Raw genomic sequence first — 12,766 nt, forward strand, 5'->3', positions numbered from 1 at the left:
GATCGGTTAACCATCAGCGAGGATTTTAGATGTCGTTATTGAGTTCCATTAAAAAACGTTCGACGTTGGATGCGGCGATCAAGCAAGTTGCCCAAGCCCGCAAAGCCGACGGCGGTAGGGCCGAGCAATTGTTCAAGGGCGCTTATCAAGGTTTCGCCAGCGTGGTATCCGACCAGCCCCTGGTGGCGGACGGCTTGTATCATTGGGGTTTTGCGTTATTGCACGAAGCCAAGACCAAGCAAGGTCAGGAGGCGGTCGAAATCTACGAGGACGCGATTTCCAAGTTTTCGTTTTGTCTGTTGATCGCGACCAATTATCTGGGGGCAGCCATCGACGGCGGCGTGGCATTTATGGAATTGGCCCGGATCAGTCCGGACGAGAGCAAGCCCGGCTTGTATCAATTGGCCGAGAGTTTTTTCGAAAAAGCGTGCTACATTCAAACAGGTAGCGCCGCTTATAACTTGGCTTGCATTTTTGCGTTACGAGGCGACCAAGAGGCTTGCCTGGCGGCTTTGCGGACGGCCCGCGATTACGGCAGCCTGCCTGACGAGCCCAACATACTGCAAGACGAGGACATGGCGGACGTGATCGACCAGGCTTGGTTCAAGGATTTTCTGGAAGAAGTCCGAGCCAAGGTAGCCGAACCCAAGGAAAAGCTTAAAGACGTTCGAATCGATGTCGAGCCGAATTTTAAGTTGAAAAAGACCGAAGATTTCGACTACTACTCCAAATCCTGAAAGCAACCGGCGAGGATGTCGCGTAATTTCTCCACCCCCATTCGCCGGGTCAACGCAATATTGCGTTCCGGGATCGTTTCGGGATGGGCGTAATGGGCCAGGGCCGCCGCGATGCTGGCTTCTCGGATCAGATGCAGCATCGGGAACGGCGCGCGATTGGTGTAATTGGCGGCATCCTCGGCATCGACGCGGTCGAAGCAATAGTCGGGATGAAAGCTGGCCAGCTGGTAAATGCCTTCGTAGTCCTGATCGCTCAGCAACTGTTCGGCAATCGCCAACAGGTCCAGGAAATCGTCGAAATTCTGAAAGTCCTCGTTAAAAATCAACAAGGTGGTTTCGGTTTCCGGTTCGGCGTCCAGATGCAGGCACTCGCTAATCAAGGTTTCCAACGCGAATTCCAGGCTGTTGCCTGCGACGAGCCTGTATCGGATGCTGCCGCGTTGATGCTCGCGCCGGGCGAAAGGGCAGATGTCGTAGGCAATCACAAAGTGTTCCAGCCAACGGCGGGTGGCGGTAATCGCGGGGTGTTCAGTCATGGTTAGCGGTTAGTGATGGAGAAGCGGTGGGTATTATGCGCGTTGGGCATGCTGCTTGTCTCGGGGGTCCAGGGCGGCGACGTTTATCGTTGGACCGATGCGCAAGGTCGGCGACATTATTCGGACCGGGGTACCGAAACCGCCGAGGTCATGAGCGTCGATCCCGGTGTCGCGCTAGTCGAAGTCGAGAAGGTCTACGATGGCGACACTATTTTATTGGCAAACGGCGAAAAAATCCGATTTCTGGGAGTGAATACCCCGGAAGTCGCTGGTCGCAACAAGTCCGCCGAAGCGGGTGGAGAACAAGCCAAGGCCTGGCTGCGCGCAAAGTTGGAACGCCAAAAAGTGTATTTGGAAGGCGACGTCGAAAAGCAGGACAAATATCAACGCCGATTGGCTTACGTGTTTACCGAGTCGCGTGAGTTCGTCAATCTGGAGTTGATTCGGGCCGGTTTGGCAATGGTCAATATATTTCCGCCCAACCTGAAATATGTCGATAGTCTGTTGGCCGCCCAACGTGACGCCGAACGAGCCGGTTTGGGTATTTGGGGCCGGTCCGAGTACGCGGCGCAACCCTATGCCAGCTTGAACGCCGAAAATTATCACGGTTGGAAGCGGTTGACGGGCCGAATTAGCGGTATCAAACGCACCGCGAAATATAGCTATCTGCAATTTTCCGACGGGGTGGCCGTCGCGGTGGAAAATCGCTATGCGTCTTTGTTTCCGCCGCTTGCGTCCTATGTCGGCCGGCAAGTCGAGGCCAGAGGTTGGGTCCGGCGCAGCAAGGACAAATTCGCGTTGCAAGCGCGCCACGGCGGCGACATCCTGCTCGGCGACTAATCGTCGTCCGCGAACAGCTCGCGGATCATCTGTTTTTCGTCGTCGTTGAGCAGATCGTCGGCGGACAGCAGGCGAACCCGGCGGAAAGCGTGTTCGGTGGCGGCGGAGCGCAACGAGGCGCGCCTGTCCATCGCACGGCGTTCGGACTGACGCCTATCTCCCGCTCGCCGGTCGAATTTCGGCCAGAGCAGATATTGTTCCCGCATCATCGCAATCCATTCCTCGCTGTTGAAAGCATAGGGATTAGTTCTGCGTTCTGCTTGGCGACGTACGACGCTACGGCGCGCCGAGAGCTTGCTATCCATTAATGGCCGTTTTCCAGGCTGCTCCTACCCTGCTTGCTATTTGATCCGGCCGATTAAGGAACGACCGGATGGGTAGGCAATTGGTTTCGAATGCTGCTTTTTAGCGCGATTACCCTGGTAAATAGAGGTTTTTTCGCCTAAAAAAGCAACGGGCACCTTGATTTTATCTGGAAATCGACTAGCGGGCGAGACCTTCGGTCTCGGCGTTTTGAGGAGGAGCGTCCCGAGTCGCTTGGCGGCGGAACTGGAAAGTTATCCAGTAAGGGCGCAAGATTATGTTCCTAGGCCATTATTCGTGGGTTGGTCGCGCGTTCGAGTTGTACTGCCTTTAAAATGCAAAATTTGGTAAATTCCGCCGAAGCACAACGATTTCGACCGTGAAAGCGGTTGAAATCGTGGTTGCTCCTTAAGAAAGCGTTGCGAATTCGGCTGATCAGGCTTTGGAGAGAGCTGCCAGCGCTGCCGCGTAATCGGGTTCGTCGGCAATTTCGGCGACCAGTTCGGCATGAATCACGGTATCGGTTTCATCGAGTACCAAGACCGCGCGCGCGGTCAGGCCGGCCAGGATGCTGTCCAGCAATTCGACGCCGTAATCGCGCGCGAAGCCGGAGCGGAATGTCGAAAGCGCGCCGACATGTTTGATGCCTTCGATTTCGCAGAAGCGCACCTGGGCGAACGGCAGGTCGGCCGAGATCACCAAGACTTCGGTATTGTGAAGATGGGCGGCCTTCTCGTTGAACTTACGGGTCGAGGTGGCGCAGGTTGGGGTATCCAAACTGGGGACGATATTCAGTAATTTACGCTTGCCGGCGAAGCTGGTCAGACCGACATCTTGCATCTTTCGGTTGGTCAGCTTGAAATCCGGGGCTTTGGCGCCGATAGCCGGTAAATCGCCGCAAGTATTGATCGGTTTGCCTTGGAAGGTGATGGTGGCCATGCAGTTCTCCGAGAATGGCGGAACAGAACAGCCGGGCGTCGAAGCTCGGCTCCGTTCGCGGGTTTACTATTTGTTGCGCTTGCTGAAATCGATCAGCCGTTTGCGTTTTTTGACTTGGCGGTCGCTCAGCTGATTTTTCTGGCCGTGGAACGGATTCTCCGGCGATTTGAACACCAGCCGGACCGGTGTGCCGGCCAAGCGCAATTGCACGCGGAAATAGTTCATCAGATAGCGCTTGTAGGCGCCGGGCAGCACGTCGGTTTGTACGCCGTGAATCACGACGACTGGCGGATTGCGGCCGCCTTGGTGCGCGTATTTCAGCTTGATGCGTCGGCCGCCGACCAGCGGCGGTTGGTGGGCGGCGACCGCATCGCTCAAAATCCGCGTCAACAGCGGCGTGGACATGTCCACCATCGCCGAGTCGTACAAGGTATGCACCACATCGAACAGCTTGCCGACGCCGCTGCCGTGTAGCGCTGAAATCGGATGTTTTTCGGCGAAATCGAGGAAGGACAATTTCATCTCGATCTGCTTCTTGACGAAGTCCTTGTGTTCGGCGTTCAGGCCGTCCCATTTGTTCAAGCCGATAATCAGTGCCCGGCCGGCTTCCAATACCAAGCCCAAAATGTGGGCGTCCTGATCGGTGATGCCTTCGCGGGCGTCGATCAGATAAATCACCACGTGGGCTTTTTCGATGGCTTGCAGCGACTTGATGATGCTGAACTTCTCGACGGTCAGCGATACCCGCGAGCGGCGACGCATGCCGGCGGTATCGATCAGCGTGAATTTTTTGCCGTCGCGTTCGAACGGAATGTAAATGCTGTCGCGGGTGGTGCCGGCTTCGTCGAACACCACGACCCGTTCCTCGCCGAGCAGGCGATTGACCAGCGTGGACTTGCCGACATTGGGCCGACCGACGACCGCAATGGCAATGCCGGGATCGACTTCCTGAAACTCGTCGATTTGCGGCGGCAGCAGCGTGTCGATCTGGCCCAGCAATTCGTGAACGTTGCGGCCGTGGGCGGCGGCGATCGCCACCGGTTCGCCCAGACCCAAGCCGTAGAAATCGTTGGCGACGGTGTTGCTGTCGATGCCGTCGATTTTGTTGACGACCAGCACCACCGGTTTGCCCAACTTGCGCAGCATGTCGGCGATGGCTTCGTCCGACGCGTTGACGCCGTCGCGGGCGTCCACTAAAAAGAACACCACGTCGGCTTCTTGCAGCGCGATTTCGACCTGCTTCTTGGCGAACACGTCAATGCCGTCGCGCTCGTCGGTAATACCGCCGGTATCGACGACCAGGCAGTCGCGCTCGCCGCGCTTGACTCGGCCGTACTGGCGGTCGCGGGTCAGGCCGGGATAGTCGGCGACCAGCGCTTCGCGGCTGCGGGTCAGATAATTGAACAGCGTCGATTTGCCGACATTGGGACGGCCGACCAGGGCGATGACGGGTAGCATGATTTAGTGGACTCTCAATGCGGCCAAGGTGCCGTCTTTAGCGTAAACATAAACGGTATCGTCCACGACGACCGGCTTGGCCTCTATCGCGGCCTTGCCGACCTGGATGCGGCCCAATTGGCGGCCGTCGGTAATCGACAACCAATGCACATAGCCCTCGTAATCGCCGACCACCACATAGTTTTGGTAGGCCACCGCGGCGGTCAATTGCCGATTGTGCAAATCCTTTTGTTTCCACAGCGACGCACCGCTGCGTTGATCCAACTGCCAGACCTCGCTTTTGGTATCGCTGACGTAGAGATAACGGTAATCCAGACTCAAGCCGCTATACGACGACACGGCTTCGTTGCGCCACAGCACATCGCCGTCGACTTCCGACACCGACGAGGTGCCGCCTTGAAAGCTGGCGATATAAATCGCCCCGCGGGCGGCGACCGGATCGACGTCCAGATCGACCAAGCGTTCGACTTCGGAACGTCCGCTCGGAATCGCGATTGTCGCTTCCCACAAGGCCTTGCCGTCTTTTAACTGTAAGGCCTGCAATTTACCGTTGGCCGAGCCGATGACGACGCTGTCGTCGATGACGATAGGGGCGCCGGTACCGCGTATGCTCAGGGCCGGCACGCTGTGCTCGAACGACCACAACACGCCACCGCCGTTTTCCTGCAAGCCGAGAACCTTGCCGTCGGTGGTGCGGACCAGGACGATGCCGTGGCTGACTACCGGCGTTGCGAGTACTTCGCTGGGGACGTCGGTTCTCCAACGTTGCTCGCCGGTGCCCTTGTCGAAAGCTACCACTTCGCCGGTGCTGGTGCCCATGATGACGCTGTGCGGCCCCAGACCGGGGCCGGCCGAAAAGCTGTACTCGCTATTGTTTTCCCAGGTCAAACTACCGTTGCCGGCGCCGCGCGCTTGCAAATGGCCCTTGTGGTCGCCGACGTAGACGCTGCCCTCGGCGGCGGCCGGGATCAGTTTCAGATATTTTTCGTCGGCGCCGCTACCGATCGATTCCTTCCAGACGATTTCGGGCTGGACTTCCATCGTATATTCTTGCAACGTCGCCGGCGGGTCGGCGTTATCGTCGTCGCCGGTAATGTATTCGGTGATGCCGGAGATGAAGTCGCGGCCGGCATCCAGACCCGCGCAACCGCCGAGTAACGGCAGGCAGGCGATCAGAGCGGCCAGCGGGTGAAGTCGATAAATCCTGGTCGGCATATGCATTGAATGAGGGTTAGTTGGCGGCTGGCGGCGTTACGGCGTTTCGGTGCTCAGATCGTCCAGCTTGAATTGAGTCAGCGGCGTGGCTTGCCCGGTGCGGATCGCGCTTTGGTAAGCGTTGCGGGCCTCGTCCGGCCGGTCCAGGGCGACGTAAAAGTCGCCTTGCAGTTCGTCGTAGGCGGAGGCAAAGCCTTCCGATTTGGCGGGGTCCACCGACGCGATCAGTTGCAGGCCTTGTTCGAATTCGCGGCTGGCCAGCAGCAACTGGAGCAGACGCAGGCGAGCGACATGGCGCAGTTCGTCGCTGGTGGTGGTTTCGACGGTTTTTTTCAACAGGGTTTTCGCGCCTTCCAGATCGCCTTGTTCGACCTTGGATTTCGCCAATTCCAGGCCGGCGAACTCGGCGTAAGCGGTTGACGGAAACTCGCTAGGCAGGCGCTCGGCCAGTTTTTCGGTCGATTCGCGGTTGCCGGAATTCGCGCTTTCCAGCATCTGCTGAAACATCAGGGAAGCTTGGCTGTTTTTATCGGTTTGATGGTTTTGCCACAGATTCCAACCGGTCACCAGGACCAGCGCGGTGACGACGCCGGCAATCACGGCTGTCTGATTGGCTTCCCACCATTTTTTCAACTGTTCCAGTTGTTCTTCTTCGGTATCGTAAATTGCCACGGTAATTCTCTACTTAGTTTGCGGTTGTGTGAAATCGTTGCTGTTGCCAGGCGCGCAAGGTTTCGATGAGCGCCTGATGATCCAGCGTGGTTTGTTCCTGTTCAAGGCGCAACGGCTTTAGCGCCGCGACCTGGTTTTGCGCTTCGTCGTCGCCGATGATAATCGCGTATTCTGCGCCGGATTTGTCGGCCTTTTTGAATTGACTCTTAAAGCTGCCGCCGCCGCAATTGACCTGGATTTTCAAGCCGGGCAGGGCGTCTCTTAACCGCTCCGCCAAACGCATGCCGACGGTTTCGGCCTGTTCGCCGACCCGGATCAGATAAACGTCGACGCCGGCCGGAATGTCGACGTGTTCCAATTGTTCGATCAGCGCCAGAATGCGTTCCATGCCCATCGCGAAGCCGATCGCATGATTGGCCTTGCCGCCGAGTTGCTCGATTAGGCCGTCGTAACGGCCGCCGGCGCAAATCGTGCCTTGCGAACCTAGGCGTTCGGTGACCCATTCGAACACGGTTTTGCCGTAGTAATCCAGGCCGCGTACCAGACGGGTGTTGATCGCGTACTTCAGCCCCAAGTCGTCCAACGTGGCTTTCAGACGGTCGAAATGCGCCAGGCTATCTGTGCCCAGATGATCGAGCAGAACCGGCGCGCCGCGCAGCATCGCCTGCATGTCGGGGTTTTTGCTGTCCAGAATGCGCAGCGGATTGGAGTCCAGGCGGCGGCGGCTGTCTTCGTCCAGGCAATCCAGGTGTTGATTGAAGTATTCGACCAGCGTGCCGCGGTAGGCCAGCCGTTCTTCGGCGGTACCCAGCGAGTTGATTTGCAGTTCGACCATGTCGCGGATACCGAGGCGTTTCCAAAGCCGATCGGTTAACAAAATCATTTCCGCATCGATGTCGGGACCGGCCATGCCGTAGGTTTCGACGCCCAACTGGTAAAACTGGCGGTAACGGCCTTTTTGCGGACGTTCATGGCGGAACATCGGTCCGTAATACCAGAGCCTATGGCTTTGATTGTGCAACAAACCGTGTTCCAGACAGGCGCGCAGACAGCCGGCGGTGCCTTCCGGACGCAAAGTCAGCGAGTCGCCGTTACGGTCATCGAAGGTGTACATTTCCTTCTCGACAATGTCGGTGACTTCGCCGATCGAACGTTTGAACAGCTCGGTTTTTTCGACGATGGGCAGGCGAATTTCCTGATAACCGTAGGCGCCGAGCACGTCGCGGGCATGACCTTCCAGCCATTGCCAGTGCGGCGATTGCTCGGGAAGAATATCGTGCATGCCTCGGATGGCCTGTATGGCCTGCTGTTGTTTTGCCATGTTGGGTTTACTTGCTAATCGCGGATTTAACGAGTTGAGCTTCCTTCGAAGCCGGGAAAGCGGATAGGAGTTTGTCGCGGTACTCTTCGGCCAGTTTGCCGTTGCCCAGCGAGCGTTCGGTTTGAAAAGCCAGCCACAGGGTTTCCGGGGTGTGATTGGCGACGGCCAGATAGCGTTCCAGGAAGCCGCGCGCCGACAGATATTGGCGGTTCTGATAACTGATTTTCTGCATCTCCAGCAAGGCCGGAGCGTATTCGTTTTGGGCTTGCAAGGCTTGGCGGAAATAGCCTTCGGCCTGCTGCGCGTCGTTTTGCTTGAGCGCGCAAGCGCCGAGATTGGTCAGTGCGAACCACGGCCGGGTGTTCATTGCCGAGTCCAGCGCTTGCTTCAATAGTTCCACGCCTTGGTCGACCCGGTCGCGTTCGCATTGAAAGCGGCCGTAATTGTTCAAGGTGCTGAAATTGGCGGGGTCGCGGCTTAAGGCGCTACGATAGCTGTCGTCGGCGGCGTCGTAGTCCTTGACCCGCTCGTAAAACACCGCCAATGTGTTATGGATTTCGGCATTGCCGGAGTCCAGGCTGAGCGCGGTTTGCAATTTTTCGCGGGCGGCATCCAACATGCCCATGTCCAGATAGCGAGCGCCCATTTGCAGATTGAGCGTGGCCTTTTCGGCATTGCTCATCGACGGCTTGATGTCGGGCAGCAAGCCGCAGCCGCCGGTCAGAAGACCGGCGATGCCGCAGATAGCCCAGTATCGTATCGGTTTACGCGACATTGCCGCTGCCGTGCGCCTGCATCGCTTGGAGTTTTAGATGGCGGCGACTTTTATCCTGGACTTGGCCGACCAGTTGGCCGCAGGCGGCGTCGATATCTTCGCCGCGCGTTTTGCGTATCGTGGTGACTAGTCCCGCGTCCTGCAGAATGTCGCGAAAGCGCAGGATGTTGGCGCTGCTGGAGCAACGGTACGACGACTGCGGGAACGGATTGAACGGAATCAGATTGAGCTTGGACGGGACGTTCTTCAACAGTTTGACCAAGGCGCGCGCGTGCTCGGCGCCGTCGTTGATGCCGTCCAGCATCACGTATTCGAAGGTAATATGCTTGCGCGGACCGGTCTTGGCGTAGTCGCGGCAAGCGTCCATCAGTTCGGCGAGCGGGTATTTGACGTTGATCGGCACCAATTGGTCGCGCAGTTCGTCGTACGGCGCGTGCAACGATACCGCCATGCTGACGTCGCAGACGTCGCCCAGTCTTTTCATCGCCGGCACGACGCCGGAGGTGCTGACAGTGACCCGGCGTTTGGACAAGCCGTAGGCGAAGTCGTCCATCATTAGATTCATCGCCGCGACGACATTATCGAAGTTCAACAGCGGTTCGCCCATGCCCATCATCACGACATTGGTGATGCGGCGCTCGGGCCCGAGGCGTTGTTGGGCCAGATAAAGCTGGCCGACGATCTCGGCGGTACTTAAATTGCGGTTGAAGCCTTGCTGGGCGGTCGAGCAGAAACTGCAGGCCAGCGCGCAGCCGACTTGCGACGACACGCACAAGGTCGCGCGCCGATCTTCCGGAATATAGACCGTCTCGACCCGATTGCCGCAGCGCATTTGCATCGCCCATTTGCAGGTGCCGTCGCTTGCCAATTGTTCCGTGACAATGTCCGGCGCCCTGACTTCGCAATGTTCCCGCAAGTGCTGGCGCAACGATTTGCTCAGGTTGGTCATTTGCTCGAAATCGGCAACGCCTTCCTGATAAATCCACTTCAGTAATTGGGTGGCGCGAAACGGCTTTTCGCCGAGTTCGACAAAAAAGGCTTGCAGACCTTTTCTGTCGAAATCCAGCAAATTGACCAATGCCGGTTTAGCGGATGCGGTCGCAGAGTTCATTCGCGCTGAAGAAGTAAGCGATTTCTCTGGCGGCCGATTCCGGAGCGTCGGAGCCATGGACGGCGTTTTCGTCGATGCTGACCGCGAAATCGGCGCGGATCGTGCCCGGCGCGGCTTCTTTAGGGTTGGTCGCGCCCATCAGTTCGCGATTTTTCAGAACGGCGTTTTCACCTTCCAACACTTGTACGACGACCGGACCGGAAGTCATGAAGCTGACCAAGTCTTTAAAAAAGCCGCGTTCCTTGTGTTCCGCGTAAAAGCCTTCGGCTTGGTCTTGGGTCAATTGCAGCATTTTCGATGCAACGACGCGTAGTCCGTTTTTTTCGAAGCGGCTGACGATTTCTCCAATCACGTTTTTTGCGACGGCGTCGGGCTTGATGATGGAGAAAGTACGTTCGATGGCCATTGATTTAACTCCCGTAGGTTTATGATTAAAAAATAGAATAGGGCATTATAACCCGTTCGCCGGGGTGAAGAGAAACCCGGCCAAGCATATGGAGCGCCTGTGCCGGAGTAGCCCAGCGTATCGGCCGGGCTTCCGGACAGCGGCGCGGGCGGATTAGATCGACAGCCTGCTGGGGTCGCTGTTGCTGCCGTAGAACCAATTGACCAGCATCCGGGTGCTGGTGACCGCGGTAAACACCGAGGTGGCGATCCCGATCACCAAAACCAGCGCGAAACCTTTGACCGGGCCGGTACCGAAACCGAACAGCAGGATCGCGACGATGAAGTGGGTCACGTTGGAGTCCAAAATCGTCGCGAAGGCTTTTTCGTAGCCCATGTAAATGCTGGTTTGCAAACTGTTGCCGTGGCGCAGTTCCTCGCGGATCCGTTCGTTGATCAAAACGTTGGCGTCCACCGCCATACCCACCGTCAATACGATACCGGCCATGCCGGGCAAGGTCAGCGTCGCTTGCAGCACCGACATGATCGAAATCAACAGCACCACGTTAAACAGCAGCGCAAAGTTGGCGATCAGGCCGAAGGCCCGGTAGTAAATCACCATGAAGACCACGACCAGCAAGAAGCCTGCGACGATGGAGTTCATGCCTTGGTCGATGTTTTCCTGACCCAGGCTGGGACCGACCGTGCGTTCCTCGACGATTTCGACCGGCGCGGCCAGGGCGCCGGCGCGCAGCAACAAGGCCAAGGTGCGGGCTTCCTCGGGGCTGTCCAGACCGGTGGTTTGAAAGCGTTTGCTGAAACTGTCGCGAATGGTCGCGACGCTGATGACTTTTTCGACTTTTTCCTTGTGTTGAACTTTCTCGCCGTTGACGACGCGGGTCTCGGATTTGTATTCGATGAAGACGACCGCCATCGGCTTGCCGATATTTTCCTGGGTCAATTTGCCCATTTTTTTGGCGCCGGCGCCGTCCAAGGTGATGAAGACCGCAGATTGGCCGTCCTGATCCATGCCGGACGAAGCGTCGGTAATTTGGTCGCCGGTGACGATGACCGAGCGTTTCAACAAAATCGGATTGCCGTTTTTGTCTTTGTAAAGGCGCGCGCCGGCCGGTTCGTGGCCGGACAGGGCCGATTGCACGTCGTGTTCGACGTCGACCAAGCGGTATTCCAGCGTCGCGGTGGTGCCGAGCAGTTCCTTGGCGCGAGTCGTGTCCTGTACGCCGGGCAGTTGGACGACGATACGGCTGTCGCCTTGCTGCTGGATAATCGGTTCGGCCACGCCCAGCTCGTTGACCCGGTTACGCAACGTCGTGATGTTTTGGCCCAGCGCCGATTTTTTAATGTCGCGCAATTCGCGCTCGGTGATCGACAACGTGAATTCGTTGGGGCCGGTTTCCTTCAGGTCCAGATTGCGGAAATCCTTGTTCAATACCGCCGCCGCCGCGACCCTGGCCTCTTCGTTCGGCAACACCACCTTGATGCCGTTCGCTTCCTTGCTGACCGACTGATAACGGACCTTGGCGTCGCGGAAGGCGGTGCGGATGTCGTTGTTATAGCGTTCTTCGGTTTGCTTCAACGCGGAGTCCATGTCGACTTCCAGCAGGAAATGCACGCCGCCCCGCAAGTCCAGACCCAGATGCATCGGCTCCGCGCCGATCATGCGCAACCAATCCGGCGTGGCCGGCGCCAGATTGAGCGCGACGGTGGCTTGCTCGGCCAGCTTGTCGCGCAACAGGTCGGCGACTTTCATTTGTTCGTCGGTATTGTTGAAACGGGCCAGCACCTTGCCGTCGGTAAATTCGAAGGCCTTGGTCGTGAAACCGGCGTCGCGGATGCTGGCGGCGACATCGTCCGCTTGGCGTTGTTGCAACGGCGTGGCGGAGGACGAAGCCACTTGCACCGCCGGATCGTTGCCGTACAGATTCGGCAATGAGTAGAGCGTGCCGATCACCAAAAGGGTCAGAACCATCAGGTTCTTCCAGACTGGAAAATGATTTTGCATAGGTTTCCGTTAATAGCTGCGCGAGCCAGGCCGCCGGAGGGGCGAGCGGATTGAGGGCGGCGTTGTGAGCAGTCGTTAGGCTTTTTTGTTCAGGGTTTTGTACGTGCCTTTAGGCATCATCGTCGCGACGGCGTGGCGTTGGACTTGGATGAAGGTGTTGTCCGAGACTTCCAATTTGACGAAGTTGTCGTCCAGATCGACGACTTTACCCAGTATCCCGCCGCTGGTGACGACTTCCGAACCCTTGCCGAGCGCGGCCAGCATTTGTTTTTGTTCCTTGTTGCGCTTGGATTGCGGGCGAATGAACAGGAAGTAGAAAAAGATCAGGATGCCAAGCGGAAACAGCATGCCTTCGATGCCGGGTTGTTGGGCGGCGGGTGCGGTTTGCGCAATCGCGTCTGAAATCAAGAAACTCATTGTTGTCCTCTAAATTGTTATCGTTTTGTTAGCGG

Annotated in this window: 14 protein-coding genes; 2 read left to right on the forward strand and 12 right to left on the reverse strand. The window is 57.5% G+C overall.

The genetic code is table 11. The features are described from left to right. Positions 1–29: 29 nt before the first annotated feature. Positions 30–737, forward strand: a complete 708-nt coding sequence (locus ACQE3D_RS09385) for a hypothetical protein (protein ID WP_313728193.1) — start codon at positions 30–32, stop codon at positions 735–737. Here ACQE3D_RS09385 and ACQE3D_RS09390 read toward each other — a convergent pair. Then, positions 722–1,273 (reverse strand): DUF1415 domain-containing protein, encoded by a 552-nt coding sequence (locus tag ACQE3D_RS09390; protein WP_064026023.1) that lies wholly within the window; start codon positions 1,271–1,273, stop codon positions 722–724. The two genes, ACQE3D_RS09385 and ACQE3D_RS09390, sit on opposite strands and share 16 nt — an antisense overlap. A gap of 48 nt (positions 1,274–1,321) precedes the next feature. Here ACQE3D_RS09390 and ACQE3D_RS09395 point away from each other — a divergent pair, with 48 nt between their 5' ends. Then, positions 1,322–2,113 carry a thermonuclease family protein gene (locus ACQE3D_RS09395; protein ID WP_313728191.1) on the forward strand — a complete coding sequence of 264 codons (792 nt, stop codon included), beginning with the start codon at positions 1,322–1,324 and terminating at the stop codon, positions 2,111–2,113. Here the strand turns inward: ACQE3D_RS09395 and ACQE3D_RS09400 are convergent. From ACQE3D_RS09400 to yajC, 11 genes are all read right to left on the reverse strand, one after another. Then, positions 2,110–2,418, reverse strand: a complete 309-nt coding sequence (locus ACQE3D_RS09400) for a hypothetical protein (RefSeq protein WP_313728190.1) — start codon at positions 2,416–2,418, stop codon at positions 2,110–2,112. The two genes, ACQE3D_RS09395 and ACQE3D_RS09400, sit on opposite strands and share 4 nt — an antisense overlap. 433 nt (positions 2,419–2,851) lie before the next feature. After that, positions 2,852–3,355: a thiol peroxidase gene (gene tpx / locus ACQE3D_RS09405; RefSeq protein WP_313728189.1), complete on the reverse strand. Its 504-nt coding sequence runs from the start codon at positions 3,353–3,355 to the stop codon at positions 2,852–2,854. Between the two features lie 66 nt (positions 3,356–3,421). Continuing rightward, a complete protein-coding gene (der, locus tag ACQE3D_RS09410; protein WP_313728188.1) occupies positions 3,422–4,813 on the reverse strand; it encodes a ribosome biogenesis GTPase Der in 1,392 nt (463 codons plus the stop codon). Between the two features lie 3 nt (positions 4,814–4,816). After that, positions 4,817–6,028: an outer membrane protein assembly factor BamB gene (gene bamB, locus ACQE3D_RS09415; protein ID WP_064026013.1), complete on the reverse strand. Its 1,212-nt coding sequence runs from the start codon at positions 6,026–6,028 to the stop codon at positions 4,817–4,819. Positions 6,029–6,064: 36 nt separating this feature from the next. Continuing rightward, positions 6,065–6,700, reverse strand: a complete 636-nt coding sequence (locus ACQE3D_RS09420) for a YfgM family protein (RefSeq protein ID WP_313728187.1) — start codon at positions 6,698–6,700, stop codon at positions 6,065–6,067. A gap of 13 nt (positions 6,701–6,713) precedes the next feature. Next, positions 6,714–8,021 carry a histidine--tRNA ligase gene (gene hisS / locus ACQE3D_RS09425; RefSeq protein ID WP_313728185.1) on the reverse strand — a complete coding sequence of 436 codons (1,308 nt, stop codon included), beginning with the start codon at positions 8,019–8,021 and terminating at the stop codon, positions 6,714–6,716. A 7-nt stretch (positions 8,022–8,028) separates the two neighbouring features. Next, positions 8,029–8,796: a type IV pilus biogenesis/stability protein PilW gene (pilW, locus tag ACQE3D_RS09430; RefSeq protein ID WP_313728184.1), complete on the reverse strand. Its 768-nt coding sequence runs from the start codon at positions 8,794–8,796 to the stop codon at positions 8,029–8,031. After that, a complete protein-coding gene (gene rlmN / locus ACQE3D_RS09435) occupies positions 8,786–9,907 on the reverse strand; it encodes a 23S rRNA (adenine(2503)-C(2))-methyltransferase RlmN (RefSeq protein WP_064026005.1) in 1,122 nt (373 codons plus the stop codon). The genes pilW and rlmN overlap by 11 nt, the downstream gene beginning before the upstream one ends. Next, the gene (ndk, locus tag ACQE3D_RS09440) at positions 9,882–10,313 is read right to left on the reverse strand and encodes a nucleoside-diphosphate kinase (RefSeq protein WP_064026003.1); all 432 of its coding nucleotides are present in this window, start codon (positions 10,311–10,313) and stop codon (positions 9,882–9,884) included. Before ndk ends, rlmN begins: the two co-directional genes overlap by 26 nt. A 153-nt stretch (positions 10,314–10,466) precedes the next feature. After that, positions 10,467–12,314, reverse strand: a complete 1,848-nt coding sequence (secD, locus tag ACQE3D_RS09445) for a protein translocase subunit SecD (protein WP_071159494.1) — start codon at positions 12,312–12,314, stop codon at positions 10,467–10,469. A 75-nt stretch (positions 12,315–12,389) separates the two neighbouring features. Beyond that, positions 12,390–12,731: a preprotein translocase subunit YajC gene (gene yajC / locus ACQE3D_RS09450; RefSeq protein WP_064025993.1), complete on the reverse strand. Its 342-nt coding sequence runs from the start codon at positions 12,729–12,731 to the stop codon at positions 12,390–12,392. Positions 12,732–12,766 lie beyond the last annotated feature (35 nt).

Source organism: Methylomonas sp. MS20 (assembly GCF_050275925.1).
Lineage (GTDB): Bacteria > Pseudomonadota > Gammaproteobacteria > Methylococcales > Methylomonadaceae > Methylomonas > Methylomonas koyamae_A.

Excerpts from the sequence above, each read along its gene's own strand:
- yajC (WP_064025993.1), bottom strand. The coding sequence starts at position 12,731 with ATGAGTTTCTTGATTTCAGACGCGATTGCGCAAACCGCACCCGCCGCC.
- ACQE3D_RS09395 (WP_313728191.1), top strand. The coding sequence starts at position 1,322 with ATGCTGCTTGTCTCGGGGGTCCAGGGCGGCGACGTTTATCGTTGGACC.
- tpx (WP_313728189.1), bottom strand. The coding sequence starts at position 3,355 with ATGGCCACCATCACCTTCCAAGGCAAACCGATCAATACTTGCGGCGAT.
- der (WP_313728188.1), bottom strand. The coding sequence starts at position 4,813 with ATGCTACCCGTCATCGCCCTGGTCGGCCGTCCCAATGTCGGCAAATCG.
- ACQE3D_RS09385 (WP_313728193.1), top strand. The coding sequence starts at position 30 with ATGTCGTTATTGAGTTCCATTAAAAAACGTTCGACGTTGGATGCGGCG.
- hisS (WP_313728185.1), bottom strand. The coding sequence starts at position 8,021 with ATGGCAAAACAACAGCAGGCCATACAGGCCATCCGAGGCATGCACGAT.
- ACQE3D_RS09390 (WP_064026023.1), bottom strand. The coding sequence starts at position 1,273 with ATGACTGAACACCCCGCGATTACCGCCACCCGCCGTTGGCTGGAACAC.
- ndk (WP_064026003.1), bottom strand. The coding sequence starts at position 10,313 with ATGGCCATCGAACGTACTTTCTCCATCATCAAGCCCGACGCCGTCGCA.
- bamB (WP_064026013.1), bottom strand. The coding sequence starts at position 6,028 with ATGCCGACCAGGATTTATCGACTTCACCCGCTGGCCGCTCTGATCGCC.
- secD (WP_071159494.1), bottom strand. The coding sequence starts at position 12,314 with ATGCAAAATCATTTTCCAGTCTGGAAGAACCTGATGGTTCTGACCCTT.
- pilW (WP_313728184.1), bottom strand. The coding sequence starts at position 8,796 with ATGTCGCGTAAACCGATACGATACTGGGCTATCTGCGGCATCGCCGGT.
- rlmN (WP_064026005.1), bottom strand. The coding sequence starts at position 9,907 with ATGAACTCTGCGACCGCATCCGCTAAACCGGCATTGGTCAATTTGCTG.
- ACQE3D_RS09400 (WP_313728190.1), bottom strand. The coding sequence starts at position 2,418 with ATGGATAGCAAGCTCTCGGCGCGCCGTAGCGTCGTACGTCGCCAAGCA.